General features: G+C 63.2%; 19 protein-coding genes. 11 read left to right on the top strand and 8 right to left on the bottom strand.

The genetic code is table 11. The features are described from left to right. Positions 1 to 3: 3 nt before the first annotated feature. The 4 genes from DDZ17_RS02570 (at position 4) to DDZ17_RS02555 (ending at position 6,546) form a co-directional block, all read left to right on the top strand. Complete coding sequence (locus DDZ17_RS02570; protein ID WP_116364371.1) at positions 4 to 1,575, top strand: AMP-binding protein; 1,572 nt, start codon at positions 4 to 6, stop codon at positions 1,573 to 1,575. A 2-nt stretch (positions 1,576 to 1,577) separates the two neighbouring features. Further along, positions 1,578 to 3,530 carry an outer membrane protein assembly factor BamB family protein gene (locus tag DDZ17_RS02565; protein ID WP_116364370.1) on the top strand — a complete coding sequence of 651 codons (1,953 nt, stop codon included), beginning with the start codon at positions 1,578 to 1,580 and terminating at the stop codon, positions 3,528 to 3,530. A gap of 9 nt (positions 3,531 to 3,539) precedes the next feature. Beyond that, a complete protein-coding gene (locus DDZ17_RS02560; protein ID WP_116364369.1) occupies positions 3,540 to 4,019 on the top strand; it encodes a nuclear transport factor 2 family protein in 480 nt (159 codons plus the stop codon). Positions 4,020 to 4,209: 190 nt separating this feature from the next. Then, on the top strand, positions 4,210 to 6,546 hold the full coding sequence (locus DDZ17_RS02555) for a TonB-dependent receptor (RefSeq protein WP_170150136.1): 2,337 nt from the start codon (positions 4,210 to 4,212) through the stop codon (positions 6,544 to 6,546). 88 nt (positions 6,547 to 6,634) lie between these two features. Here DDZ17_RS02555 and rmf read toward each other — a convergent pair whose 3' ends face one another. The 3 genes from rmf to DDZ17_RS02540 form a co-directional block, all read right to left on the bottom strand. Beyond that, positions 6,635 to 6,838, bottom strand: a complete 204-nt coding sequence (rmf, locus tag DDZ17_RS02550; RefSeq protein WP_116364367.1) for a ribosome modulation factor — start codon at positions 6,836 to 6,838, stop codon at positions 6,635 to 6,637. A gap of 258 nt (positions 6,839 to 7,096) precedes the next feature. Further along, the gene (locus tag DDZ17_RS02545; protein WP_206613415.1) at positions 7,097 to 7,903 is read right to left on the bottom strand and encodes a helix-turn-helix transcriptional regulator; all 807 of its coding nucleotides are present in this window, start codon (positions 7,901 to 7,903) and stop codon (positions 7,097 to 7,099) included. A gap of 149 nt (positions 7,904 to 8,052) precedes the next feature. After that, positions 8,053 to 10,551, bottom strand: coding sequence for a TonB-dependent receptor (locus DDZ17_RS02540; protein WP_206613414.1), 2,499 nt, complete (start codon positions 10,549 to 10,551; stop codon positions 8,053 to 8,055). 301 nt (positions 10,552 to 10,852) lie between these two features. Between DDZ17_RS02540 and DDZ17_RS02535 the strand changes: the two genes are divergently transcribed. The 3 genes from DDZ17_RS02535 to DDZ17_RS02525 all read left to right on the top strand — a co-directional run bounded on the left by DDZ17_RS02535 (position 10,853) and on the right by DDZ17_RS02525 (position 13,849). Continuing rightward, positions 10,853 to 12,163 carry a M20/M25/M40 family metallo-hydrolase gene (locus DDZ17_RS02535; protein WP_116364366.1) on the top strand — a complete coding sequence of 437 codons (1,311 nt, stop codon included), beginning with the start codon at positions 10,853 to 10,855 and terminating at the stop codon, positions 12,161 to 12,163. A gap of 16 nt (positions 12,164 to 12,179) precedes the next feature. Then, positions 12,180 to 13,316 carry a glutathione S-transferase family protein gene (locus DDZ17_RS02530; RefSeq protein WP_116364365.1) on the top strand — a complete coding sequence of 379 codons (1,137 nt, stop codon included), beginning with the start codon at positions 12,180 to 12,182 and terminating at the stop codon, positions 13,314 to 13,316. A gap of 77 nt (positions 13,317 to 13,393) precedes the next feature. Continuing rightward, on the top strand, positions 13,394 to 13,849 hold the full coding sequence (locus DDZ17_RS02525; protein WP_116364364.1) for a nitroreductase family deazaflavin-dependent oxidoreductase: 456 nt from the start codon (positions 13,394 to 13,396) through the stop codon (positions 13,847 to 13,849). A 6-nt stretch (positions 13,850 to 13,855) separates the two neighbouring features. On the opposite strand, the gene DDZ17_RS02520 is transcribed toward DDZ17_RS02525, so the two are convergent. The 4 genes from DDZ17_RS02520 to DDZ17_RS22220 all read right to left on the bottom strand — a co-directional run bounded on the left by DDZ17_RS02520 (position 13,856) and on the right by DDZ17_RS22220 (position 16,950). After that, positions 13,856 to 14,674, bottom strand: coding sequence for a UDP-2,3-diacylglucosamine diphosphatase (locus tag DDZ17_RS02520; protein ID WP_116364363.1), 819 nt, complete (start codon positions 14,672 to 14,674; stop codon positions 13,856 to 13,858). Positions 14,675 to 14,693: 19 nt separating this feature from the next. Continuing rightward, positions 14,694 to 16,430: a bifunctional ornithine lipid synthase OlsF gene (gene olsF / locus DDZ17_RS02515; RefSeq protein WP_116364362.1), complete on the bottom strand. Its 1,737-nt coding sequence runs from the start codon at positions 16,428 to 16,430 to the stop codon at positions 14,694 to 14,696. Positions 16,431 to 16,439: 9 nt separating this feature from the next. Next, complete coding sequence (locus DDZ17_RS02510) at positions 16,440 to 16,631, bottom strand: hypothetical protein (RefSeq protein ID WP_116364361.1); 192 nt, start codon at positions 16,629 to 16,631, stop codon at positions 16,440 to 16,442. Between the two features lie 157 nt (positions 16,632 to 16,788). After that, positions 16,789 to 16,950, bottom strand: a complete 162-nt coding sequence (locus DDZ17_RS22220) for a hypothetical protein (RefSeq protein ID WP_157976401.1) — start codon at positions 16,948 to 16,950, stop codon at positions 16,789 to 16,791. Between DDZ17_RS22220 and DDZ17_RS02505 the strand changes: the two genes are divergently transcribed. The 4 genes from DDZ17_RS02505 (at position 16,949) to DDZ17_RS02490 (ending at position 25,022) form a co-directional block, all read left to right on the top strand. Further along, positions 16,949 to 20,002 (top strand): TonB-dependent receptor, encoded by a 3,054-nt coding sequence (locus DDZ17_RS02505; protein ID WP_157976400.1) that lies wholly within the window; start codon positions 16,949 to 16,951, stop codon positions 20,000 to 20,002. The genes DDZ17_RS22220 and DDZ17_RS02505 overlap by 2 nt on opposite strands. 78 nt (positions 20,003 to 20,080) lie before the next feature. Next, positions 20,081 to 22,915: a hypothetical protein gene (locus DDZ17_RS02500; RefSeq protein ID WP_116364359.1), complete on the top strand. Its 2,835-nt coding sequence runs from the start codon at positions 20,081 to 20,083 to the stop codon at positions 22,913 to 22,915. 281 nt (positions 22,916 to 23,196) lie between these two features. Further along, on the top strand, positions 23,197 to 23,880 hold the full coding sequence (locus tag DDZ17_RS02495) for a DUF3313 family protein (protein ID WP_116364358.1): 684 nt from the start codon (positions 23,197 to 23,199) through the stop codon (positions 23,878 to 23,880). A gap of 62 nt (positions 23,881 to 23,942) precedes the next feature. Beyond that, on the top strand, positions 23,943 to 25,022 hold the full coding sequence (locus DDZ17_RS02490; RefSeq protein ID WP_116364357.1) for an HAD family hydrolase: 1,080 nt from the start codon (positions 23,943 to 23,945) through the stop codon (positions 25,020 to 25,022). Positions 25,023 to 25,069: 47 nt separating this feature from the next. On the opposite strand, the gene DDZ17_RS02485 is transcribed toward DDZ17_RS02490, so the two are convergent. Then, positions 25,070 to 26,254: a BamA/TamA family outer membrane protein gene (locus tag DDZ17_RS02485; RefSeq protein WP_241505757.1), complete on the bottom strand. Its 1,185-nt coding sequence runs from the start codon at positions 26,252 to 26,254 to the stop codon at positions 25,070 to 25,072. Between the last annotated feature and the right edge of the window lie 139 nt (positions 26,255 to 26,393).

The raw sequence follows: 26,393 nt of genomic DNA, 5'->3' as shown, positions 1-26,393 counted from the left end.
GCGATGATGGATTTCACCATGCCCACTTTGCCCCCCACAAGAATCGGGGACTACCTGCGCGTCGATTCGCAGGAATCAGGGAATAGGCCGATATGGCAGTTCCAGAGCAGGTCATACGCGCTTGAGGAGGTAGATCAACTTACCGATCGTGTGGCTTGCGGACTGCTGGCGCTGGGCTACGGCAGTGGCGACCGCCTTGCCATACTGGGCCTCAATCAGCCCGAGTGGCTGATTACCTATTTGGCGGCGGTCAAAATTGGGGTGATTGTCGTGGGGCTAAGTACGCGCTACACCGAAGATGAGATCGGCTACATCCTCGGCAACAGTGGCGCGCGAGGCGTTATGACGCTGTCTTGCCACGATGGAATCGATTACCAGCAACTGTTTTCGCGTCTCAGACAGCAGCTCCCGACCCTGCAGCACGTGTTTCTGAGCGATGGCGGGGCGCACGACGAATTCAGCTACCAGTCCCTTGCGTCGATGGAAATTGGCGACGCTCTGGAGCAAGCCAAGGGCCTGGTCAGTGACGCCTCGGCCAGCATGATTATCTATACCTCGGGCACAACCGGCAAACCCAAAGGCGCGGTATTGAGCCACCGTAGTCAACTGGCGTCGGCCCGTGCCCAGGTGAGCCACACCGGGCTCGCCGCCGATGACACGATGCCGCTGGTAGTGCCTCTGAACCACGTAGCCGGGCTGACCTGTTCAGCGCTGGCCTGCCTGATAGCGCGCAGCACTGCGGTGATAGTGCCGCAGTTTTCACCCAAGGTGCTGGTTGAGGTGTTAAACAGTGTGCCTGCCACCGTGATCGGCATGGTGCCGACCATGTACACCCTGCTACTGCAGCATGGCGGGCTGAGCGAAAGTGCCTGTCAGCGGGCTCGGGTCTTGCAAGTCGGAGCGGCAGCGCCAGATACGGCACTTGTCAAGGCGCTGAACCTTGCGTTTCCCAATGCGGAAATCCTCAACTCCTATGGCATGAGCGAGTCTTCCGGGATTGTCGTCATGAGCCCTCCTCGGGACAGTGTCGAGCAGACGGTGTCATCAGTGGGACTACCTCTGCCGGGGATTGAAGTGCGCATTGTCGACCAGAAGCGCCAACCTCTGCCGAGTGGGGAAGTCGGCGAACTGTGTGTGCGTGGCGATGCAGTCATGCTGGGATATTTCCGCGATGACGAAATGACCCGGGAGGCCATCGACAGCGCTGGCTGGCTGTACACCGGCGACCTCGCCAGCGTGGACACAACAGGCCGGGTTTTCCTCAAGGGACGCAGCAAGGAGATGTACATACAGGGGGGGTTCAATGTCTATCCCACCGAAGTAGAGAACGTCCTGACCCAGCACCCGGAAGTCACTATCGCCGCCGGTATCGGCGTACACGATGCGGTGCTGGGAGAGGTCGGGAAGTACTTTGTTGTTCGCAAGGCAGGTAGCCACCTGGACGAGCAGGCACTGATCGAGCATTGCCGGAAAAGGCTGGCCAACTACAAGGTGCCGCGACAGATTGAGTTCCGGGAAGAGTTGCCGATGACGCCCACCGGCAAAGTCCAGAAGAGCCTTCTGGCCCAGGGGTGAGCATGAAACAACACATCAGCCCGCTGGCCGTATCGGCCCGCAATGCCGTATTGACCTTGATGGCCTGCGCCGCGGGAACAGGGTCGGCCGCCGCAGCGGATCAGGATCCGGGAGAGACGGTTTTCAAGCACCACTGTGCCGCTTGCCACACGGTGGATGGTAGTCATGCTCCGCGGGTCTCCTCGCTGAGGGAAATGAGCCCCCACGCGATCGACAGTGCCCTGACCCTGGGCAAAATGGCGACCCAGGGTGCGGCGCTGAGTGAAACTGAGCGGCGCCATCTGGTCGAATGGTTGACCGCCAGTCAAACGGATTACAGCGGCTGGGAGCAGCAAGCCGCCTGTAGCACGCCCCCTGACGGCCAGGGCGAGGCGACGCCTTGGGTCACAGGCTGGGGCATCGGCGAAGGCAATCACCGTTACCAGAGCAGGACACGCATCAACGCGGGGAACGTGGGCCAACTCCAGCAAAAATGGGTGCTGGCCTTTCCCGGCGTTGCCACCATGCGCTCCCAGCCCGCCGTCGTGGGAGATACTCTCTATCTGGCGGTGGCGGATAGCTACACACTCTATGCCATTGATCGTCACAGCGGCTGTATTCGCTGGCACTACCTGTCGGAAAGCGCTCCCAGAAGCGCGGTAGGCTACGGTCAGCTGAAGGACGGCAGAAGTGTTGTTTTTTTCGGCGATGTGAACGGCTACGTGCACATGGTTGATGCGAAGAGCGGGCAACCGGTCTGGGTTCGCCATGTCGGCGTGCATCCACGTACTGCCATTACAGCGCCGCTGCTGCTGGACAACGGTGTTCTCTATGTTGCGCACTCTAGCCTGGAGACCCTCGCCACGCTGGATCCGGATTACGAGTGCTGCCAGCTGACCGGCGCAATCAGCGCTCACGACCCGGCCACCGGTGACACCCTGTGGCTCTCAAGGACGCTCCCGGTGCCACAGCGACGGGGGGGCAGCAAGGTGGGTACGCCCCAGTGGGGGCCGGCTGGCGCGTCAGTTTGGTCGGCTCCGGTCATCGATCACAAGCGCGGCCTGATTATCGTCGGGACCGGTCCGGTTGCAGCGCCCCCCGACGTGGGTACGGGCGATGCGTTGATCGCCTTCGACCTGCATACAGGTGAGCGCCGCTGGGTGTTTCAGGCGACCCCTGGAGACTTGTGGAACGGGGCTTGTCGCTCCCGATACAGCGATGGCAAGCATCCCAACTGCGACTTTGAAAAAGGCCGGGACTTCGACTTTGGCGCGGGTGTAGTGTTGGCAACAGACAGTAATGGCCGGGATGTTGTATTGGCCGGCCAGAAAAGCGGGGTTGTGTGGGCGCTCGACCCGGCCAGCGGCCGTGAGCTATGGCGCCGGAAAGTTGGCGAGGGCTCTACGCTGGGCGGTGTTCACTGGGGCATGACGCTTCAGGGAAATGCGCTTTATGTACCGGTTCACGACCCGCAAATTCCGCCAAGCAGCGCCTTGCCGGATGATATCAACCAATGGGTCAGCTCGACCGGGCGCGCCCCGGGCTTGTATAAGCTCGACATCAGTTCGGGAAACATCCTCTGGACCTGGCGTCCCGAACGGGACTGTAAACCGGATTTCACCAGCGCCGAAACGTGGCCGGCCTGTCCTCGCCAGATTGGCCTGTCGGGGGCCGCCATGGGCATCGAAGGAGCGGTGATCAGTGTTGGTGCCGACGGCGTGTGGCGCGTGCACGACATTGAGAATGGCCAGGTGCTGCGCCAGGAAGATACCGCCAAAGCCTATATCGAAACAGTGAACGGCGTGCCCGGTCACGGGGGCAGCTTGGACAATGCCACCACAGTCGCGGCCGACGACATGCTGTACGTGCAGTCAGGCTACGGCTTCTTTGGCGGAACGCCCGGCAATGTGCTCATTGCCTATGCCCTCCCGGAAGAATCAACCACCCCACAAGCAGCATCAACCACCAAGCAATAGGAAACACTCATGCGAAAAGCTATGTCCTTTTTCGGCGCCGTGGCGTTCATTCTCAGCCAGTCTGCTTTTGCAGGAACACTGAGCCCTCAGGAGGGTATCGCCAACCTGATGGCCGACTATGCCTGGTTCGCGGATCAGCGCGACACAGAAGCAGTAAGCAAGTTATTCGTTGAGCAAGGGGTGCTCAAGGTGCCTGTCGTTAATCAAACGATGGAGGGGCCTGCGCAGGTGAGCAGCTTCTTCAGTAAAACCTGGGCACCGCTTGAAGCCATGGGCCAGCAGCGGCGTCATGTGATCACCAATATTCGGCCCTACGATGTGCAGGGCGATCAAGCCAGGGTACGGGCTTACATGACAGTGCTTGGATCCACCAAAGGTGGCCCGTCATCAATCAAACTGCAGGGTTACTACGAGGCCGAGGTCGTCGACACCCCGGAGGGTTGGCGTTTCCGCGCACTGACCATTCAGGTGGATGGCATGGTGCCGTAGCGCCAAGGCAGCTGCCCTCGTGTCAATCCGAATCTGTCAATAATTGACAGTCTGCCACCGGCGCACAAGCGCATAGTCCGCGCTCACCAGTTTATGCGGCGCAGTTCCAACTGTACGCCCGTGACAACAAGGTACGGCCAGTTGCCCGGGCAACGGATCGTACTGAAATAAAGATAACATGGAGATTCCGATGAAGTTCACCCACAGCAAACACCTTTTGTCGCTGGCAATTTCGTCAGCGCTTTCCTGTGGCGCTCTGATCGCACAGGCACAGCAACTCGAAGAAGTAGTGGTCACCGCCCAGAAGCGCGTCGAGAGCATCCAGGGTGTCCCCATCTCGATCATGGCGGTCACTGATGCAAAGCTGGAGCAGGCAGGTATTGACAGCGCAGACGACCTGACTCGTATTGTGCCGAACCTGCGTATCAATCGACAGGCGCAGGCCTCCGCTACAAGTATTCGCATGCGAGGGGTAGGCAGCGACGGTAACAATGCCATCGACCCCAGCGTCGCGCCGTTTATTGATGGCGTCTACATTGCACGCGGCGGCGCGATACTCAGCAGTTTCCTGGACGTGGCCAGTGTGGAGATTCTGCGTGGTCCACAGGGAACGCTCTTCGGGCGCAACGCCACGACCGGTGCGGTTCAGATCAATACCCACGCGCCGCAATTCGACGAGTTGAGTGGTGAGGTATTTGCGGAGTATGGCAATTTCGATGCCCGTCGCTTACGCGGCATTGTCAATGTTCCGGTATCCGAGAGCTTTGCCCTGCGATTTGCCGCGACCGCTGATCAACGCGATGGCTATTACCACAACCGGCTGGATGACAAGGACTATGGCGACCGCGATGCAACCACCGCCCGGGCTTCTGCCCGCTGGCAGCCCAGTGACAGCCTGGACTGGGCTGTCCGGGTAGACTATGCCGACATGCAGGGTGACGGGGCTCTCCCGCCCGAAGTGGCATCGGATGCCGGACCTGCCCGCTTTATCGACGCCATCGGCTCGGTGTTCGGGCCCTTGTCGCCGAGTATTGACGATGCCTATGACGGCACGGTGAACCAACGCATCGTCGGCGATCTTGACGATAGCCAGTGGGGTATATCCAGCGACCTGAACTGGGACCTGCAGTCAGACTACCGCGTGCGCTGGATCGGCTCCTACCGCAGCTGGGAAAATGAACAACTGGACGGCGACGTTGTCTTTACCGGCATGGATTTCCTGAATCGCCTTAGCTTCTACGATACAGAGTCTACGAGCCAGGAAATCCAACTGATTTCACCCGAGGGTGCATTCTTTGACGGGCGCATGGATTTCGTGGCCGGCGCCTACTACTTTCAGGAAGATTACGCCATCGGCGAGAATCTCAACCTCGGTGCGTCCTTTTGCCCCGTGCTGATTGGCGGCTCACTGCCGGATTCCGTGCCGTTGTGTCAGTCTCTGGCCCAGACCGACGCCACCGTTCAGCGCTTCGACCAGGATGCCGAAAGTATGGCGGTATTTCTGGAGACCAAGTGGAAGCTCAGTGATACCCTGGAGCTGACCCTCGGCGGGCGTTATACCGAAGACAGCAAGGAAGCCAGCTTCGATCAGCAGGTTGCCAACCCCTTTGCCGGGTCGTTGCGTGCGCCTGAGCAGGATGCTTACCGCTTCGAGGACGAGCAGTTTACCTATCGCGTTGTGTTGTCCTGGTTTGTGACCGAAGATACGATGCTGTTCGCCAATTATTCAACCGGCTACAAGTCTGGCGGTATTAATTCCAGTGGCAGTGCGCAGCCGCTTTTTGAGCGTCGGCTATTTGACTCCGAGCAGGTTGATGATATCGAGCTGGGCATTAAGACCACCCTGCTGGATGGCTTGATGCAGGTCAACGCCACCGCCTACCGTATGGAAATCGATGAATTCCAGGATCGAGCATTCCAGGACGCTAGTTTCATCGTGACTAACGCCGGCAGCCTCCGGCAGCAAGGTCTGGAGCTTGAGCTGAAAGCTGCAGCGACCGAGCACCTGACGCTGGATCTGGCATTTGCCTACCTGGATTCTGAGTTCACGGATTTCAAGGGTGCGACACCCCTGCCTGGGTGTGCTGTTTTGCCTTCTCCAGGTACGCCGTCCTGCCCGAATCCTCAGGACCATACCGGCAGAGCCGCTCCTTTTTCGCCAGAGTGGGAGATCAATGCAGGTATCGCCTACACGCGTGACTTTTCGAACGGAATGTACTGGACGGCCAGTGCCAACTGGCAGTATGTCGATGACTTTATTGCCGGTGGAACTGAACTCAGCCGTCAGGCGGTAAACGATGCCTATGAGCTGGTGGATGCCCGATTCACCGTTGCGAGCGCCGACGACACCTGGACCTTTAGCATCTACGGCCAGAACCTGACCGATGAACGCTATGCCGAGTACAATTTCACCCAGGTTCTCGGCGGGGCTTTGGGTTTGCTGGACACCAGCAATGGCGATACGGTTTATCGCCATTATGTTTCAGCTCCCCGCACCTATGGTGTCAGCGTTAAATATGCGTTTTGATCATCGCATTCGAAGCGCCGGGAGCGTCTAAAAAAATGGGCCGGCATTTGCCGGCCCAGTTGTGTAGTGGTTGTTACTGCCTCTGTGATTACAGGGCGCGAAGTTTATGTACGCCGGAAACGCCGGTCAGCCCGTCCCAGTGATCGGAGCGACCTTCACGCCAACCGCACACCCAGTTCTGGCGGTGTTCCTCGTTGGCGTGGGGGCAGTAGTCGATGCTGCGGCCGGAAAGGCCGGCCTGGTAGCCGCGATCAAACGCCCGGGTGTTCATGTCGCGCTTCTGTCTTCTCATAGAGGTTGCCTCCATTGGAGCCTTTCTTGCGCCGAGGAAACAGCCTCGCACCCAAAGAGTGCGCCCGGCGTAAGTGTGTTGCTCCAGTTGTCTGTAGCGAGTTGTCTATGTGGGTATTGCGGTAGAAAACGCACAGCAATACCCGGAAGTGGTGCCTAAAGGCACAGGCCCATGAAAACAGAGCGGCGCCGGGGTGTCGACTACTGTTTTGGAACATCGGCGCCACTTTATATAACGCCAGCTTGTTAGGGGCGCCCCTTAGCTGCGTGCCGGGCCGGCGGCGGCGCCGATATAGCCCAGCATGGCGGCGCGGTACAGGGCCTGGGAGCGGCCCGATACCGCCAGCTTGCGCGCGGCGTTGGTGATGTGAAAGCGCACCGTGGGCAGGGAGATGTCCATGATGATCGCCACCTCGGCGTCGGTTTTGCCCAGCGCCGCCCACTTCAGGCACTGGATTTCCCGGGGCGTCAGCCGCGGCGGGGCCTCCATGCGGGCGCGGGCGCTGCAGTCGCGGTAGCTGGACAGGAAGGTCAGCGCCAGGGTCAGCAGGTCGCTGGCGTGGGTGTGGAAGATGTCCGCCACCGGCAGGGCGGGGTCGGGGCTGGCCCACACCACCGAGCCGATGACCCCGCCCGGCAGGTGGCAGGGCACCATGATGGCCGCCTCCACCCCAAAGCCCTCGAAACTCTCCTGCTCGTTGACGGCATCCAGCGCGCCGTTGTGGCGCCAGCTGGCGAGCTGACCCTGGTGCAGGTAAAAGGGTTCGGCACACACCCGGCAGGCTTGGATGATGGTGGCGCGCAGGGCAAAGCCCGGGTCTTCCCAGTAGCGCAGCTCCGGGTCCAGCCAGGGGAAGATGGATTCCGCCAGCGGGCGGCCCTCGCGGTCGATCAGGGGGTGGGGGCTGGAGATGTCGGCGCTGGCGGCAATGTAAGGCAGGCCAATGCGCTTGCCGGCGGCGGCAACCGCTTCGGCCAGGCTCTGTACCTCGTCCTGTTCCAGCGCGCGTTGCTCGGATGTGGATGCCACCGCCATCAGGATTTGCTCCCCGTTTTTATCGCGCACCAGAGTGCCCTGAGTGGGGAGGTGTTGCAACATTGAATCCGGCAAGGTCGAAATCGGCCCTTGCGGGCCGGCGCGGCCCGCCCCCTGCCGCAGGGGCAGGGAGGGGGCAGCGCCTTGGGAGCTGAGTGCGGCGCGGTGCGGGCGCTGCATCAGAAACGGTAGGTGAAGCTGGCGCCGTAGGTCATGCTGCGCCCGGGGAAGCGCACTGCGGTATTGGCATTGGTGGCCACCGCCAGCCAGTAGTACTCGTCGGTCAGGTTGGCGCCCCACAGGCTTACATTCCAGCGCTCGTCCAGTGAGTAGAGGGCGGCGGTGGCGTTGAACAGGCCGTAACTGTCGATCTTGTGGTCATCGTCGTTGGCCAGGTTGCCGTAGCTCTCATCCTGGTAGCGGCCGTTCAGGGTCAGGGACATGCCAAGCCCCTCGCTGATCGGCCGGTCGTAGATGAGGGTCAGGCTGCCGGCGGCCTCCGGACTGTACAGGAAGTGCTTGCCGTCGAAGTCGGCCGGCTGGCCGGCGGCGTCGATGCCCTGATAGTCCTGCACCTCGGTGCGCAGCAGTGTGCCGCCCACAATGGCAGTGAGGTGGTTGGTAACGGCAAAGGTGATTTCGGCATCCAGGCCGTAGGCCTCGGAGTCCGGCACGTTGTTGATGCGCGACAGGGCGGTGTAGATGGGGTCGGCGAAGTACACGCTCAGCTGCTTGTCGGTGTAGTCGTAGTAAAAGGCGGAGGCATTGAACTGCATGCGCTGGCTGAACAGGGCGGCCTTCACTCCCAGTTCATAGGCCAGCAGCTCCTCCTGCTTGGCCGGCGCGTTCTGGGTGGAGATGTTGGCGGCGTTCACCGGGGTGACGCCGGCTTTTGTGCCCTGCGACACCGACGCGTAGTACAGGGTGTCGACGGTGGGTGTCCAGTTGGCCACTACGCGCCAGGCCACGTTGTCTTCGTCCAGTTCCGATTCCACCGTGCCAAAGCTCAGGGTTTCGGGGTTGAAAGTGTTGCACTCGTTGGGACCGATGGGGTCCACAAAAGCGCCGTAGGTCTGCAGGAACAGGGCGCGGTTGGTTATGTTCACGTTGGGCAGCATGCTGCCGTTCACATCGCTGGAACAGCCGTTGTAGTCCTGCTCGTCTTCGCTGTAGCGAATGCCGGTGGTCAGGGTCAGGCTGTCGGCCAGATCCCAGTCCACGCTGGCGAACACGCTCTTGGTGGTGCTGTCGATGTTGGCGCTGTCGCGGTAGGTGCGGAAGGACTGCAGGGCATCCTCCACGGTGTAGCCGAAGCTGTTGAAGGGCGTGCCCAGCAGGGTGGAGGTAATCACCGAGATCATGTTGGAGTTGGCGTTGTCGCCCAGCAGGGTGCGGTTGGCGTCGAGAATTTCGTCCTCGGCGTAGTAGGCCCCCACCATCCAGCGGGTGTTTTCGGTGCTGCCTTCCAGGCGCAGCTCCTGGGAGAAGCTCTCAATCGTGCCGTAGGCGTCCTGCACCAGAATTTCAAAGGGCGCGCCGCTCCAGTCGGACAGGGCCTGGCGCTCGAAGTCCTGATAGCCGGTCAGGGCCACCAGGCGCAAATCGTCGTTCAGTTCCCAGTCGATGTTGAGCTTGTAGGCGTCCAGCGAGCTGTCGTTTTCCAGATCGCCGCCAAGGCCGGCCCCAATGCCGATGTCTGCCCCGCGTTTGGCGGCGCTCACCCAGTTGGCGTCTTCGGCGTTTTTCGGGCGGTTGTTGGCCACGTAGTCGGCCAGGCCCGGCTCGTTGAACAGACTGGGCTGGCCTCCGCCACCGGGGGTGGTGGCCGGGGTGAAGCCGATGGCCTGGGCGGCCAGGGTGTCGGAGGTGTCGCGCCAGCCGTTGTAGGCAAAGTCGATGCCGAGCCGGTCGGTGGGCTGGAAGGCCAGGGCCGCGCGCACGCCGGTGCGGTGCACTTCGCCCAGGGTTTCGCTGCGGTCCATCGCTTCCTGCCAGCCTTCGTTGCTGTCCTCGTTGCGAATGGACAGCCGTGCCTGCAGGCCGTCGAACAGGGCGCCGGAAATCATCGCCTCCTGGTTGAAGGTGTCGTAGTTGCCCACCTCGGCCTGCACCATGGCCTCAAAATCCTCGGTGGGCTTGTTGGTCACCAGGTTGATCAGGCCGGCGGTGGTGTTGCGGCCAAACAGGGTGCCCTGGGGGCCTTTCAGCACTTCTACCCTGGCCATGTCGAACATCGGGCCGGCATTCAGAATGGGGTAGGGGTAGGCCACCTCGTCCACGTAGGTGCCCACAGTGGAGGTAGCGGACATGTTGATGGTGTTAAAGCCCACGCCGCGCAGGGTGTAGGTGGGCACACCCTGGTAGCTCTGGGCCACGGTGAAGCTCGGCACCACCGCGGTCAGGTCGTCCACGTCGTCCAGCCGCAGTTGTTCCAGGCGCTCGCCCTGGTAGGCCTGGATGTCCATGCCAACATCATTCACCGACTGCTCATAACGCTGGGCGGTAACAATCACCGTTTCCAGCGGCAGCACCTCGTTGCCCTGGGCCTGCGCGGCTACGCTGCCAAGCGGCAGGGTGAGCAGGGCAATGGCGCGGGCCAGGGTGCGCGGACGGGCGGGCAGGGGGCTGCCCGGTAAGGAGTTGCCAGGTGCGGGCTTTCCGGGGAAGGATGCGTTCACGTTCAGTGCCTCTCAGGTTATGTTTTTATCGTCATCTAAGGTCTGCCAGGCAGGGTGCGTGAACAAGCTGTCGATAGTGATAGGGCCGCCTTTGGTTCATATAAGGCATTGAAAAATAAAACAATTAATGGTCGCCGGCTGATGCCGGCCACAGCTCGCGGCGACCGCCCGGCGGGGCCGCAAAGCCGTGCCCGCGCAAGGTGATTGGGCGGCGCGGATGGGCGAATGCACCACCCGGCGGGTGGGCGTGCTAAGGTCGGCCTCCTGATTGCAGCGACCGCAAACCCCGGGAGGCCCCACCGTGTTTCGCAACCCCTTGTCCGTCATTTGCCTGTGGCTCACCTGCCTGGCAGCACCCGCGCTGGCCCTGTCCCCCGAGGAGGACGCCGTCTCCGTCGCCGTGGAGGAGGGCGTGGCCCGCTACACCGGCGTGCTGGAGCGGGCGGTGAACATCAATTCCGGCAGCATGAACCTTGCTGGCGTGCGCCAGGTGGGTGAGCTGTTTGCCGATGAATTCAGCGCGCTCGGTTTTCAGGCCAGGTGGGTGGACGGCGAACCCTTCGGCCGCGCCGGGCACCTGGTGGCCCGGCGCGGCGAGCGCGGGCCCAAGATCCTGCTGATTGGCCACCTGGATACCGTGTTTGCCAGCGACAGCCCCTTCCAGCGCTTTGAGCGGGTAGATGAGCACCATGTGCGCGGCCCCGGCATTACCGATATGAAGGGCGGCAATGTGGTGATGCTGCTGGCCCTGTCGGCCCTGCGCCAGGCGGGGGTGCTGGATGAGCTGCAACTGCAGGTGGTGCTGACCGGCGACGAGGAACTGCGCGGCAAGCCCCTGGCGGTGGCCAATGCCGCCCTGGTGGAGGCCGCGCGCTGGGCCGATATCGCCATCGGCTTCGAGGATGGCGATGGCGACCCGGCCACGGCCGTCATTAGCCGCCGGGGCGCCAGCAGCTGGCGGCTGGCGGTGAGCGGCAGGCCGGCCCATTCCTCCCAGGTGTTTCGCGAGGACATTGGCGACGGGGCGGCCTTCGAGGTGGCGCGTATTCTCACCGCCTGGCGCGAGGCCCTGCGCGAGGAGGACAACCTGACCTTCAACCCCGGCGCCCTGGTAGCCGGCACCGATGTGTTGCTTGAACCCGACAGTGGCCGCGGCACCGTGTTCGGCAAGAGCAATGTGATTGCCCGCGCGGCGCTGGTGAACGGCGGCATTCGCGCGGTGTCGCCGCAGCAGCTGGAGCGGGCGGTGGCGACCATGCGCGACATTGCCGCCGACAACAGCCCGCACACCCAGGCCGAATTCACCTTCAGCGAGGGCTATCCACCGATGCCCGCCACCGACGGCAATCGCACCCTGCTGGCCATGTACACCGCGATCAGCGAAGAACTTGGCTACGGGCCGGTGGCGGCGGTAAACCCGCGTCGCGCCGGCGCCGCCGATATTTCCTTTGCCGCCGCCCATGTGGACATGGCCATCGACGGCCTGGGCCTGATGGGGCAGGGCGGCCACACGGTGGAAGAAATCGCCGATATGCGTACCCTGCCGATGCAGGCCAAGCGGGCGGCCATCCTCCTGCTGCGCCTTGTCCGGCAGGCGCCCCACCCGTCTTGATCACCGGGAGATAACCATGCCCCAGGCCCCATCCAGCTCCGGCTACAACCCCCACAGCCCCTACACGCTCTACGGCGGCGAGCTGTCGCTCTACACCGGCAAGGCGCGCTGCTACCTGTGCTACAAGGGCCTGGACTTCAACGAGAAGCCCGCCACGCGGCAGGTGTACAAGGACTTCATCCTGCCGCGGGTGGGCGCGGCCATCGTGCCGGTGCTGCACACGCCCGATGACGAGGTGGTGCAGGACACCACCGACATCATCGACTTTCTGGAGCAGCGCCACCCGCAGCCGTCGGTGTATCCCGCCGGGCCGCTGCAGCGGCTGGTGGCGCTGATGCTGGAATTCTATGGCGATGAATGGCTGGTGATTCCCGCCATGCACTACCGCTGGAGCGTGGTGGACGAGCAGTACGATTTCATCATGCGCGAGTTTGGCGCCATGAGTGACCCCGAGGCCAGCGAGGAGGAGCAAATCCGCCTGGGCGAAAAACTGTGCGCGCCCTTTCGCGGTTCCATCACTGCCCTTGGGGTAACGCCCGAGACCATCCCCGGCATCGAGGCCGCCTACGCCGACACCCTGGCGCACCTGGACGCGCACTTTGCCCAGTACGACTTTCTGCTGGGCAGCCGGCCCTCCATTGGCGACTTTGGCCTGATCGGGCCGCTGTACGCCCACCTCGGACGCGACCCGGTGCCCCGGGCGCTGATGGAAAAAACCGCGCCCAACGTATACGCCTGGGTGCAGCGCATGAATGCGCCCCGGCCGCGCAGCGGCGAATTTCTGGCCGATGACAGAGTGCCCGATACCCTGCTGCCCATCCTTGCCACGATGTGCCGCGAACACCTGCCGGATGCGGTGGACGTGGTGGCCCACAATGCCCAGTGGCTGGCGGCCAACCCCGGCGGCAGCCTGCCGCGGGTGCTGGGGTTTCACCCTTTTACCACGGGCGGCGCCACCGGCACGCGCTACATTCACAGCTACAGCCAGTGGATGTTCCAGCGCTGCCTGGATCACTATGCGGGCCTGGCCGGGGATGAGCGCCAGCGCGCCGACACCCTGCTCGGCAGCGTGGGCGGCCTGCAGGCCCTGCGCACCCCCATACGCCACCGCCTGCGGCGCCAGCCGGGGCAGCTGGAACTGGTGGAAGCGTAGGGCGCCCGCCCGCGCCTGCACCGGCAACGTCATCTGACATCAGCTATGCTGTGATAACAGCCTCACGGAGCATCGCCATGACCGAAGTTCGTATTGCCGACAATCTGCCCGACTGGGTGAAGGATCACGTACAGCGCTATCTCGCCAGTGACGGCGCCGACGGCCACTACTGGGACGCCAGCCTGGGGGGCGGGGAGGGCATGATTGCCACCCTGCTGCTGACCACCACCGGCCGCAAAAGCGGCAAGCCGTTGATTTTGCCGCTGATCTACGGCCGCGCCGGCGAGGGCTACTGCGTGATTGCTTCCAAGGGCGGCGCGCCGGCCCACCCGGCCTGGTTCCTCAACCTGCAGGCCAACCCCGAGGTGCAGGTGCAGGTGGGCGCAGACAAGTTCCGGGCCCGGGCCCGGGTGGCCGAAGGCGCCGAGCGCGAGGCCCTGTGGCAGCAGATGGTGGACATCTACGCGCCCTACACCAAGTACCAGCAGGCCACCGACCGGCGTATCCCGGTGGTGGTGCTGGATCCGCTGTAGAGAGCGCTACACCGCCGTGGCGGGGCTGGTGGCGGTTTCGGCGAACAGCACCGGCACCGCCGAGTCCGGGCTGCCAATGCCGCGAATCAGGTGCAGGCTGCCGCTGAAGTCCTCCACCAGGGCGGTACAGTTTTCCACCCAGTCGCCGTCGTTGCAGTACAGCACGTCGTCGTAGCGCTGGATCACCGGGTGGTGCAGGTGGCCGCAGATAATGCCGTTAAGGCCCCGCTGGCGGGTCATCAGCACGGCGGCGTCCTGGTAGGCGTTGATGGCCTGCTCCGCCTGGGCAATGTGCCCCTTCACCCATTTGGCCAGTGACCAGTAGGGCTTGCCCAGCCATTCCCGGCCGCGATTCACCCAGCGGTTTACCCACATCAGAAAGTCGTAGGCAATGTCGCCAATGGCGCGGTTGAGGCGGCTGTAGCGCACTGCGTAGTCCAGTTCGTCGCCGTGGATAACCAGAAAGCGGCGGCCGTCGGCGGTTTCGTGGATGGCTTCCTGGCGCAGGTGTACGTTGCCGAATTCCGCGCCGCAGAATTCGCGGAAGTTCTGGTCGTGGTTGCCGGGGATGTAGATGATCTCCACCTGCTTGCGCGACAGCTTGAGCAGCTTGCGCAGCACCTGGTTGTGGGCCTCCGGCCAGAACACCCGACGGTGCATGGCCCACACATCCACAATATCCCCCACCAGATAGAGCCGCTCGCATTTGACGCGATCCAGCAGCGCCAGCAGGTAATCCGCCTTGCAGTGGATGCTGCCCAGGTGAACGTCCGAAATCCACAACGTGCGGCAGTGGATTTTGCCGTCCGCGTTCAGTGCCTCCATGGTGTGCCCTCCCCGTGGCTTATGTGGCGCTGTCATCCCCCGCGCCGGCACCCAGATAGCGCCTGCGCTTGCGTTCGGTGAGCCGGGTCAGGTCCGCCAGTACAAAGGCGTCCACGCAGTCACCAAAATCGTGATCCACATTGAATGCGGTAAAGGTCACGCCGTCGGGCTCCAGGGCCTGGGCGTAGTGTTTGTACAGCACCGGCAGCGGCAGGCCCTGTTCCGCCAGGGTGTCGCGCAGGGCCTTCAGGTCCTGTTCCCGGTCCAGGCCGGCGCATTCGCTGGCCAGTCGCGCCTGCAGAGTGTCAGGGACGGTGAAGGGGCTGCGCGGCGTCACCTGCAGGCCCCGGGCCGGGTAGTGGGTGCCGTAGTGCCAGGCGATGCGGGCAATGGCCTCGCTGCCGTACAGGCGGCTGATGGAGGCCGGGCCAAACAGGTAGCGAAAGCGCGGGTTGCGGCGCAGGAAGGCGCCGATGCCCTGCCACAGGTAGTCCAGGCTGTGGCGGGTCTGGTATTTGGGCTGCACAAAGCTGCGGCCCAGTTCCAGGCCCTGCTCCAGCAGCGCTCGCATGTCTGGCCCGAAGGCGAACAGGGTGTGGGTGTACAGGGCGTCCATGCCGCCGCGCTCAAGCAGGGCCGGGGCGTCGCCAAGGCGATAGGCGCCGGCAATTTCCATGTTGGCGGCGTCCCACAGCACCAGGTGCTGGTAGTCACGGTCAAAGCGGTCGATGTCCCGGGGCCGGCCGGTGCCTTCGCCCACGCTGCGGAAGGTCAGCTCCCGCAGGCGGCCAATCTCGCGCATCACGCAGGGGGCGTCGTCCATGCGGCACAGCACCATCTGCTTGCCGTCTGCGGTGTCGCCCAGGTGTTCGGCCTGGGCCAGTTCGCGCTTGAGCAGCAGGGGGTTTTCCGGCGCGGCCACCGTTTCCACCGAACGAAACAGCGGGCGCCGGTCGCGGGCAATGCGGTAGACGTGCTTGCGAAACATCTGTGCCAGCTTGCGCGCCGACAGGTCGAGCCCGGCGTAGTTGTCGTAGGGAATGGCGCGGCCAACGCGGGCCTCCACCGCGTTGTGGCTCTGCTTGAACATCTCCCGCACCAGCCACAGGGTGGACAGCGGGCGGGCCAGGAAGGACAGGCTGTAAAAGAAGAGGGAGTTGCGCCCGGCCACAAACACCGGCAATACCGGCGAGCGGGTGGCGCTGGCAATCTTCACAAAGCCGCTCTGCCACTCGCCGTCTTTTACGCCCTTGGCGCCAAAGCGCGACACCTCCCCGGCGGGGAAGATAATCAGCGCGCCGTCCTGCTCCAGGTGGGCGCGAATGGCCTTGAGGTGCTGCCGCGCCGTGCCACCGCCCATGTTGTTCACCGGCAGCAGCACCGGGTGCAGGGCGTCGATGGCAGTCAGCAGGTCGTTGGCCACCACTTTCACATCCGGGCGCACCTGGCGCACCAGGTTCAGAAGGGCCAGCCCGTCCAGCGAGCCGATGGGATGGTTGGCGGCAATCACCACCCGTCCGCTGGCGGGGATGCGCATGCGCTCGTTGTCGCGCAGCTTCAGGGTAAAGTCGAAGTAGTTGAGGGTGGCGTCCACAAAATCGAAGCCGCGCAGGTGGGGATAGTCGCGGCCGAACTGTTCAAAACGGGACTGGTAGAAGAGGAAACCGAGAAAGCGCGACAGGGTGTGGGCGCTGCGCGCGTGGCGCTCGAAGAAGGATGGGTAGCGGGACTCGAGAACGCTGCGAACGTCGAGCATGGGCTGTCCTCACTCCATAATCTGCTGGAAGTCGTCCTGGCCGTGCCAAACCGGGCCGCGACGCACCGCCTGCAGGCGCGGCTTGCCGTCCATCACATCAATGCGGCCACCCCGGTGCAGGAACTCCTCCACCTGCTGGCGAATCTGGTCGCGAATGCGCTGTTTTTCCCCGGGGTTGATGTCCTGATTGCTGCGTGCCATGGCTAATACCTCGCCTGCAGTGAATGTGGGGCCAGCATGGCGAGGCCCTGTTGCAGGAAAAAGACGGAAATTTGAAACATTTGTGACGCTGCAGGCGGGCGCAATACAGGGATTTCAGCGGCCCGGGGCCGGCCGCGAAGTGGCGCCCGTCAACATTTCAAAAATTGCCCAAAACTTTAACAAAACTGTCATGTTCGCCAATTAGGATGCGCTCATCTGCACCGGGCTCCGTACTGGAGTTGGGTTGTTGGCCGGCCAGCGCCGCCACAGCTACCGGGCATCGGGTTTGACTGGATCTGGAGTTGAAGCGCATCAACATGAAGAAATCCTATCTCGGTATCGGGCTGGCCGCCTCGCTGGTTTCGCAGCATTCCCTGGCTGGCGGGCTCTATCTGCAACTGTTTCTGGACGAGGCGCCCCTGCAGGGCGTACAGGCAACGCTGGATGGCGTGCCCCTTGGCAGCACAGACGGCCGTGGCTCCACAGAGGCGGACATCGAGGGCGGCTCGCACACCCTGAGCCTCAGCGACGACGACATCACATTCCCGGTGGAATTTGAAGCTGACGCCGATGAAGACGTGGAGATCAGCGTGGTGTTCACCTCCGCTGCCGGCGACGAACCCCGGGTGGAGGTGCGCAAGTTCAGCCCCGGCGACGCCAGTGCCGACGGTTTTGTGACCGGCGTCATCAGCAACACCGCCAACGCCCCCATCGCCGGCGCCACCGTGGTGGTGGCCGGGGCCGGGGTTTCTGCGGTCACCGACGCCCAGGGCATTTACCAGATCGACGTGCCGCGTGGCGAGTACGACCTGAAAGTGTCCCACCCGGACTACAAAGACGCCACCGTCGGCGGCGTGCGCGTGCTGGCCGACCTGGGGGTGACTGCCCAGATCAAGCTCTATGCCGACTCCGCCAACGACACCGTGCAGCTGCCTTCCACTGCGCTGGAAGAGGTGGTGGTGATGGGCGTATTCAACCCGGTGGACGACGCCGCCACCATGGAGCGCTACGCCACTTCCATTACCAACGCCATCGATATCACCCAGCTGGAACGCTTTGGTGATTCCGACGTGGCCGCCGCCCTGAACCGGGTGGTGGGCGTGGCGGTGACCGACTCCAAGTACGCCACCGTGCGAGGCCTGGATGGGCGCTATATTTCCAGCACCCTGAACGGCCTGCTGATGCCGAGCACCGACCCCCAGCGCCGCGATGTGCAGCTGGACCTGTTTCCCACCAACATCCTTGGCGGCATCGAAATCCAGAAGTCCTACAGCCCGGACCAACTGGCGACCACCACCGGCGGCTCCATCAAGATCAACACCCGCGGCCTGCCGGATGAGCGCGTGTTCAAGGTGGGCGTGTCTGGCGGTTACAACTTTGACGTGACCGGCGACAAGATCATCAGCTACCGCGGTTCCAACGACGACTGGCTGGGCTTTGACAGCGGCCTGCGCGACCTGCCAAACTACGTGGTGCGCGCCACCGACGGTGGCTCGTCGCTGACCATCTGTGACCCGGCCATCGACCCGGTGCGCTGTACCTCGCCGCTGGATGCCGCCCAGTACGGCGTGGAGTTCCAGGACGACTACAACATCAAGGAAAAGTCCGCCATTCCCGATGGCGGCCTGTCCATCTCCTACGGGGACCGCTACGCCCTGCAAAGTGGTGAGATCGGCTTTTACGCCGCCGGTGACTACGGCTACAAAACCTCCGACCGCGGCAAGGCCGAGCTGAATAACCCGCTGGATGTGACCGGCGGTTACCAGCGCGCCGAGGAAACCATCACCCTGAACGGCTACTTTGTGGCCGGCTACGAATACGGCGCTGCCGACGAAGTGCTGAGCAAGACCATTCTGCTACGCAACAGCGAGGACACCACCCGCTACGAAAGCGGGGTAGACCTGGAAGACAGCCAGGTTGACCAGGCCATTCTGCAGTGGGTGGAGCGCCAGTTCTTCTCGCAGGAATTTACCGGCCACAACGAGTTTGCCTTTGGCGATAACCCCCACAAACTGGACTGGCGCCTGGCCTACTCGCGCACCGACCGCAACGAGCCGGATCGCCGCCAGTACACCTACTTCAACGGCAACCTGTCCACCTCTGCCTTCGAGCGCCGCTGGTCTGACCTGGTGGAAGAGAGCAACGACATCTCGGTGGACTACGCCATTCCCTTCGACTGGAACAACAACGTCAGCACCGAGTTCAAAGTGGGCCTGCTGTGGTCCGACAAGGACCGCACCGTAGAGCAGTACCGCTTCGGTATTCGCCTGGGTGATGACGGCGACGATCTGGACCTCGGCATCGACCAGGATCTGGAGAAGGACATCCTGCCTTACTACAACTTTGCGCTGGACAAAATTCGCCTGCAGGCTAATACGGCCGACACCGACTCCTACGATTCCCAGGAAGAAATCCAGGCCTACTACCTCACCACCAACACCGACTTCGGTGAGCAGTGGAGCCTGTTGCTGGGTGCCCGGGTGGAAGACTTCACCCAGAACCTGGAGTACCCCAACGAGGAAGGCGGCACCAGCAACGACCTGAGCTACGACGATGTCTACCCGGCCCTGAACCTGACCTGGCGCCCCACCGAAGACATCCAGCTGCGCGCCGGCTTCAGCGAGACCGTGTCCTACCCGGGCCTGATCGAGCGTTCCGAGTCGCTGTCCTACGACCCGACCACCGACGACCCCATCTTCGGCAACCCGGATCTGCAGGTATCCACGATCGAGAACTACGACCTGCGGGCCGAGTACTACTTCTCCGAGGACGAGAGCGTGTCGCTGGCCTTGTTCCGCAAGGACATCGACCAGCCCATCGAGCGCGCGCTGCCGGACGCCTCCGGCTCGGCCGCCAGTGGCATCACCTTCCGCAACCAGGAAGCGGCCACCCTCAACGGTATTGAGCTTGACGCCAACATGAACCTGATGGACGAGGCCAACTACCTGCTGTTCCTTGCCGGTAACGTGTCCTACATCGATTCCGAGGTGGACCTGAGCGAAGACTCCATCCGCCTGGAAGGCGCCGGCGCCGACGGCCGCCAGCTGCAGGGTCAGTCCGAGTGGCTGGGCAACCTCCAGCTCGGCTTCGACCATTACCCGACGGAGCAGAAGTTCACCCTGCTGGTGAACTACTTCGACGACCGCATCTTCCGTATTGCCCGCGGCGCCAACACCGGCCCGCAGATGGAAGACGGCCGCGTACTGATTGATATCACTTACGAAAAAATGTTCTCGGAGTCCCTCACCCTCGAACTGCAGGTGAAAAACCTGCTCAACGAGAAGGTCGACTACTCCCAGAACCAGCGGGTGATCGAGAGCTACCAGACCGGCACTATTTTTGGCGCCTCGATTACCTACCAGTTCCTGTAAGACCTCGCCCGGCGCCCCGGCGCCGGATTTAACCGACACCAGCAACACGATCATTCAGCAACCAGAAAGGAATGAACCATGAAACGTAAAGGGCTTGTTGTGGCGACCCTGATTGCGCTGACGACCCTCGCGGGCTGTAGCGGCGGCGATGACGGTGACGATGTCACGATCAATATCGATAACGGCGGTGATGGTGGTACCACCGACCCCAACGATCCGACCCCGCCGCCGGTAGACGGCGACTGTGACAGTGTTGTGCAGGCCGGCTTTGTCAGCTTCAACGACGACTGCAGCGTTGGCACCCTGAGTGGCCAGGTGGACAGCGACTACGTGCTGACCAGCGACGTGCAGTGGCGCCTGTCTGGCACCGTGCGGGTGGGCGAGGGCAATGAGAACGTGTCCAGCGCTGCCGATGTACAGGCGCTGCGTGACAACGGCGTGACCCTGGAGATTGAGCCCGGCACCGACATCCGCGCCTTCGACGACGGCACCCTGCTGGTGACCCGTGGCTCCAGGCTGATAGCCGATGGCACCGCGGCCATGCCCATTACCTTCTCTTCACTGGATGAAAACTACGACGGCCTTGGCGAGTGGGGCGGCGTGGTGATCCAGGGCTTTGCGCCCCAGTACGGCCAGGGTGGCACCGGCGCCTGCTTCGGCGATGGCGAAGTGTGTAACGTGGAAGGCGAGGGCGGCACCGAAGTTGCCGTGTACGGCGGTAACGATCCGGCGGACAACAGTGGCATCATCCGCTATGTGCGCATTGCCGAGGGTGGCCTGGTTGCTGGCCCCAACAACGAACTGAACGGCCTGACCCTGCAGGGTGTTGGCCACGCCACCACCATCGAGTACGTGCAGGTACACAATAACCTGGATGACGCTGTTGAGTGGTTTGGCGGCACCGTGGATGCCCGTTACCTGGTGCTGACCGGCACCGATGACGACGACATCGACTACGACGAAGGCTACATGGGCAACATCCAGTACGCCATCATCCAGAAGGATCAGGAGAAGGCGACCCCCACCGGCTCCAACGATCCGCGCGCCATCGAGGCCAACTCATCCGACGATGAGTATGTGCCCGAAACCAACGCTGTACTGGCCAACATCACCATTATCGGTGGCCCCATGGTCAACAGCGAAGAGGCCGAGGCTGGCCGCCAGCCGGGCATGCGCCTGCGCGGTGCCCTGACCACCAGCATCTACAACACCTCGGTGCAGGGTTTTGACACCGGCTGTATCCGCATCGACGATGCCGATGTGAATGGCGACGGCTCCATCATCGAGCCTTCCAACGTGGTGCTGGAGAACATTCTCAACGACTGTGCCGAGGGTATCTACACCCACGAAATGCCAGAGAGCGCGTCGAATGTCACCACCCAGACGCTGACCTACTCGGCCACCATGGCCATCAACGAGTCGGCGGCCCGCCTGGCCTCTGCGCCGGTGATCACCGCGGTCAATAACGGCTCCGGCTTTGTGTTTGACCAGACCGACTACGTGGGCGCCGTCGACCCCGACGCCAGCACCGGCTGGTGGGAAGGCTGGACCCTGCCCAACACCCTGGGCACCGCCCAGGAAGTGCAGCCGGCTGACTTTGTCAGCTGTAACGCCGACAGCACTGTGTGCACCATCTCCGGCACCGTTGATAGCGACTACACCCTGGTGGCCGGCGTGGAATGGCGCCTGTCTGGCGAGGTGCTGGTGGGCACCGGCAACCAGAGCGTCAGCTCCGCTGCCGATGTGCAGGCCGTGCGCGATGCCGGCGTGACCCTCACCGTGCGCCCCGGCGTGGATGTGAAAGCCTTTGACGATGGCTCACTGCTGGTTACCCGCGGCTCCAAGCTGGTGGCCAACGGTTCCGCCGCCAGCCCGATTACCTTCTCCAGCCTGGACGACGGTTTCGACGGCATCGGCGAGTGGGGTGGCATCATCCTGCAGGGCTTTGCGCCCCAGTACGGCCAGGGCGGCACCGGCCCCTGCTTTGGCAGCGGCACCGTGTGTAACGTAGTGGGCGAGGGCGGCACCGTGGTGGGCAACTACGGCGGTAACGACCCGGCGGACAACTCCGGCTCCCTGCGCTATGTGCGCATTGCCGAGGGTGGCCTGGTGGCTGGCCCCAACAACGAGATCAACGGCCTGACCCTGCAGGGTGTTGGTCACGCGACGGTCCTGGAGTACATCCAGGTACACGGCAACCTGGATGATGCCGTGGAGTGGTTCGGTGGCACCGCCAACGCCAGGTACCTGGTGCTGACCAACAATGACGATGACGACATCGACTTTGACGAGGGTTACAAGGGCAACATCCAGTACGCCATCGTGCGCAAGGATCCGAACAAGGCAGCCCCCACCGGCTCCAACGATCCGCGCGCCATCGAGGCCAACTCATCCGATGACGAGTACGCCCCGGAAACCGATGCGGTACTGGCCAACATCCTGATCCTCGGCAGCCCGATGAACAACAACGACGACTCCGACGCCGGTGCCCAGCCGGGCATGCGCTTGCGCGGCGCCCTCACCACGGCTATCTACAACACGGCGGTGCGTGACTTCAACGAAGGCTGTGTGCGCATCGACGATGCCGACGTGAACGGTGACGGCTCCAATGTGGTGAACTCCGACGTGACCCTGGTGAACCTGCTGGGTGAGTGTTCCGGCGGCTTCTACACCCACCGTAGCGCCGATGTTGAAGACAACGCCGGTGAATCCAACAACAGCACCGTCACCATCGATGATGCCTACGCCATCACCGAAAGTGCGGCACTGGTCACCGCGCCCGGCATTGTGCCGGTGGACAACGGTTCCGGCTTTACCTTCGACGACACCGACTTTGTCGGCGCTGTCGAGCCGGGCACCGCTGCCAACGACGCCTGGTGGGCCGGCTGGATCATTCCGGGCTCCCTCGACTAAAACTATATTCAGGTTCCATACCTTGGCCCGGGCATCTGCCCGGGCTTTTTTTTTGCTTTTTCCAATGTTTGGGTTCGACATGGCCCACTCGCCGGTTAAGATCGGGTTTTCGCCCGGCTGGGTTGTGACCGGCAGTCGGATGTGCCGGTGTGGGCCCTGCGGTGCACTTTTGCCAGATTGGTCTACACTCGGTGTCACAGGCTGGTGTCTGCCCCGGTGCCGTAGTCGGGCGCCGTAGTCCCGATGCCATAACCGGCCCCTATCAATCAGGAGATCAGAACATGAAACGATTCGCCGCGCTGACCACTTCACTTGCCGCCGGTGCACTGTTAAGTGCCTGTGCCAGCATGGAGCCTTCGCCGCCGGCTGTATCCTACGATGGCCTGCAACTGGTGCCCGACACCCAGTTTGCCGAGGTGTATAAAAAGCCCGGGGCGGACATCACCGGCTACAAGGAATACGGGGTAACCCCCTGTTCCGTGGCTTTCCGCAAGAACTGGCTGCGCGACCAGAACGAGGATCGTATCGACCTGACCAACCGGGTCACCCAGAAGGATGTGGATCGCATTAAAAACGCACTGGGCGAAGCCTGCGAAGAGAAGTTCCGCGAGGCCCTGGCCCAGTCCCCGGCCTACAATGTGGTGGAGGAGTTCACCCCCGGCGAGCAGGTGCTGGTGCTGCGCCCGGCCATCATCAATCTGGATATCAACGCGCCTGACGTGCGCACTGCGGGCATCAGCCACACCTACACCACTACCGCCGGTGAGATGACCCTGCTGCTGGAACTGGTGGACGCCACCACCGACGAGGTGCTGGTGCGCATTGTGGATCGCCAGCGTGACTTCGACGACAACTACCTGACGTGGACCAACAGCGTGACCAACAAAGCCGATGCCGACCGCATCCTGCGCCGCTGGGCCAAGGAGTTGCGCGACGGGCTGGACAAGGTCAGCGCTGGCTCCTGAACCGACACCACAGGGCGCCGCGGGGCGCCCTTTTTTCACTGTATTGAACGGAGGAGCCGCCGATGGCTTTGACGGTGCGGGTTGACCGGGGCTACACGCGGGTGCTGGCAAGGGCAGCAGGGCAGGGGCAGGCACTGGCGAGAGTGCTGGCAAGTGTACTGGCGTACTGCCTGCTGGCCAGCACCCTGGCGCGGGCCGAGGCCGCGGGCGTGGCAGTGCTGCCGTCCTGGCAGGCGGGCCCGGCGCGCGATGCCATTGTCGCCTTTGTTGAACAGGTTACCCGCGAGGGCGCCAGCACCTACGTGGCGCCCGCCGAGCGCATAGCCACCTTCGATAACGACGGCACCCTGTGGAGCGAGCAGCCGGTGTATTTCCAGCTGCTGTTCGCCCTGGACCGACTGCGGGACTTGGCGCCCCAGCACCCCGAGTGGAAGGACACCGAGCCCTTCAAGAGCGCCCTGGTCGGCGACTTGGATGGCCTGAAGGCCACCGGCATGGAAGGCCTGATGCAGATACTGATGGCCTCTCACACCGGCGTCACCACCGATGAATTTGCCGCCGCCGCCGGGCAGTGGCTGAAGGACAGCCGCCACCCCCAGACCGGCAAGGCCTACACCGAGATGATTTACCAGCCCATGCTGGAACTGCTGGATTACCTGCGCGCCAACGACTTCAAGGTGTTTATTGTATCCGGCGGCGGCATCGACTTCCTGCGGGTGTTTGCCGAGGCGGTGTATGGGGTACCCCCGGAGCAGGTGGTTGGCACCACGCTGGAGGCTCACTTTGAACTGCGCGATGGCATCCCGACGCTGATGCGCGACCCCAAGGTGTCGCTGGTTGACGACAAGGCCGGTAAGCCCGTGGGTATCTATCGCCATATCGGCCGCCGCCCGATCTTTGCGGCGGGCAATTCCGATGGCGATCTGCAGATGCTGCAGTACACCACCATCCCCCGCGATGCCGGTGATACCACGCCGCGCTTCGCTCTGCTGGTTCACCACACCGACGCCGAGCGGGAGTACGCCTATGACCGCAAGTCGGCCGTTGGCAAGCTTGATGCGGCGCTGGACGAAGCCCCCAGCCGCGGCTGGCTGGTGGTGGACATGAAAAAGGACTGGCGCCGTATCTACCCCGACGCCTGAACTGGCGCCGGGGGCTGCGCCGCCAGGCTGGCCCCACCAGATAGCCCCTACCAGGTAGATCCAGCCTGGATATAAATGGCGGATTCCTCCGGCCCGCGAGCCACATCCAGCCCCATGGAAAACCCGTAGCGGCGGGCGATCAGGTAGCGAAAGCCCGCGCCGATGGTGTCCACGTTGTCTGCCGCGCCCAGGTCGTTGAAGTGCTCCGCGGCCCGGCCCATGCCGCTGAACACGCCTACTTTCCAACGTTGGCTGAGCTTGTAGTCCAGCTGCACCTCGGCAACGCCCACCGCCTCCCCCTGGTAGCGCGATTTGGGAATGCCCCGCAGATCCACAAACGGCGGCACGTAGGAGGGCAGCGCTTCGCCGCCGCCAGCGCGCACGGCGTCGTACTGCAGGCGTATGCCGAGGTTGAAGCGCTCGCCGAACTCCCAATAGTTCAGCCCGGCTATCTGGTAGCTGTCGTAATCCACGTCGCTGCCAATGGCGCCGTCGTACACCGTGTAATTGGCCGTGTAGTAGTAGCCGCTTTGCGGGTTGAAGGGGTTGTCGCGGCTGTCGTATTCCACCACCGCGCCAAGGCCGGAGGTGGTAATGGTCTGCTCCAGCTGGTTGCGCAGCGCGCCGCCAAAGCCCGGCGGCAGGTTGGGCAGTTGCGGCGCATTGGCCAGGCTCGTTTCCACCTGCCGGTAAAACTGCCGTGCCCCCACAAAAACACCGGTGCCGGGCAGGCGGTATTTCAGGTCCTGGAACAGGGCTGGGCCCTCAAGGTTCAGCTCCAGCGCTCGCGGCAGCTCGCCCAGGCGCGGCAGGGAATAAAAATCCAGGTTGATGGAGGCGTATCCGGCAAAGCCTCGATAGCGCAGCGAATCCTGCATCCAGAACCCCAGGTGGCCACCGCCGCCGCCCCAGGAGCCATTGTCGGTGCCCATGGCGCCCAGCACGCTGATGTTCTCCGGCAGCAGGGCCTGGTGGCTGGTGTGCTGCCTGCGTTGCTCGGCCGTCTCATGAAAAAACAGCGCCCCCAGGGATAGGCCCGTGCCCACCGCCGGCTCGGTGATGATGGAGGGAATTGGCAAAAAACCAAGCGGCACGCTTGAGAGGAACTGGCTGGCGTCTATCATGCCGTCCTCCGGGTCGATCATGTAGTCGTTAAAAAAGTCCGCCTGGCTGGCGCTGGCGCCCAGTAGCAGGGGCAGGGGCAGGGCGCAGGCCCAGCGGTGCAGTATCACGGTTTTAAGGCTCCGGGCGAATTTTGAACAGCAGGCGAATATAGGGGCTGGATCCGGCGTCGAGGCCCACATCCTCAAGGCCGGAATCTTCCACGCGCAGGCCACGGAACCCGCCTACGCCCGCTTCCAGGGCGGCGAA

Origin of the sequence: Parahaliea mediterranea (genome assembly GCF_003402235.1) — a bacterium.
Lineage (GTDB): Bacteria > Pseudomonadota > Gammaproteobacteria > Pseudomonadales > Halieaceae > Parahaliea > Parahaliea mediterranea.
Note: the sequence above shows the minus strand (reverse complement) of the source record. Positions and strands in the feature narration are given on the sequence as shown.

Excerpts from the sequence above, each read along its gene's own strand:
- DDZ17_RS02570 (WP_116364371.1), top strand. The coding sequence starts at position 4 with ATGATGGATTTCACCATGCCCACTTTGCCCCCCACAAGAATCGGGGAC.
- DDZ17_RS02565 (WP_116364370.1), top strand. The coding sequence starts at position 1,578 with ATGAAACAACACATCAGCCCGCTGGCCGTATCGGCCCGCAATGCCGTA.
- DDZ17_RS02560 (WP_116364369.1), top strand. The coding sequence starts at position 3,540 with ATGCGAAAAGCTATGTCCTTTTTCGGCGCCGTGGCGTTCATTCTCAGC.
- DDZ17_RS02555 (WP_170150136.1), top strand. The coding sequence starts at position 4,210 with ATGAAGTTCACCCACAGCAAACACCTTTTGTCGCTGGCAATTTCGTCA.
- rmf (WP_116364367.1), bottom strand. The coding sequence starts at position 6,838 with ATGAGAAGACAGAAGCGCGACATGAACACCCGGGCGTTTGATCGCGGC.
- DDZ17_RS02530 (WP_116364365.1), top strand. The coding sequence starts at position 12,180 with ATGCCCCAGGCCCCATCCAGCTCCGGCTACAACCCCCACAGCCCCTAC.
- DDZ17_RS02525 (WP_116364364.1), top strand. The coding sequence starts at position 13,394 with ATGACCGAAGTTCGTATTGCCGACAATCTGCCCGACTGGGTGAAGGAT.
- DDZ17_RS02520 (WP_116364363.1), bottom strand. The coding sequence starts at position 14,674 with ATGGAGGCACTGAACGCGGACGGCAAAATCCACTGCCGCACGTTGTGG.
- olsF (WP_116364362.1), bottom strand. The coding sequence starts at position 16,430 with ATGCTCGACGTTCGCAGCGTTCTCGAGTCCCGCTACCCATCCTTCTTC.
- DDZ17_RS02510 (WP_116364361.1), bottom strand. The coding sequence starts at position 16,631 with ATGGCACGCAGCAATCAGGACATCAACCCCGGGGAAAAACAGCGCATT.
- DDZ17_RS02505 (WP_157976400.1), top strand. The coding sequence starts at position 16,949 with ATGAAGAAATCCTATCTCGGTATCGGGCTGGCCGCCTCGCTGGTTTCG.
- DDZ17_RS22220 (WP_157976401.1), bottom strand. The coding sequence starts at position 16,950 with ATGTTGATGCGCTTCAACTCCAGATCCAGTCAAACCCGATGCCCGGTA.
- DDZ17_RS02500 (WP_116364359.1), top strand. The coding sequence starts at position 20,081 with ATGAAACGTAAAGGGCTTGTTGTGGCGACCCTGATTGCGCTGACGACC.
- DDZ17_RS02495 (WP_116364358.1), top strand. The coding sequence starts at position 23,197 with ATGAAACGATTCGCCGCGCTGACCACTTCACTTGCCGCCGGTGCACTG.
- DDZ17_RS02490 (WP_116364357.1), top strand. The coding sequence starts at position 23,943 with ATGGCTTTGACGGTGCGGGTTGACCGGGGCTACACGCGGGTGCTGGCA.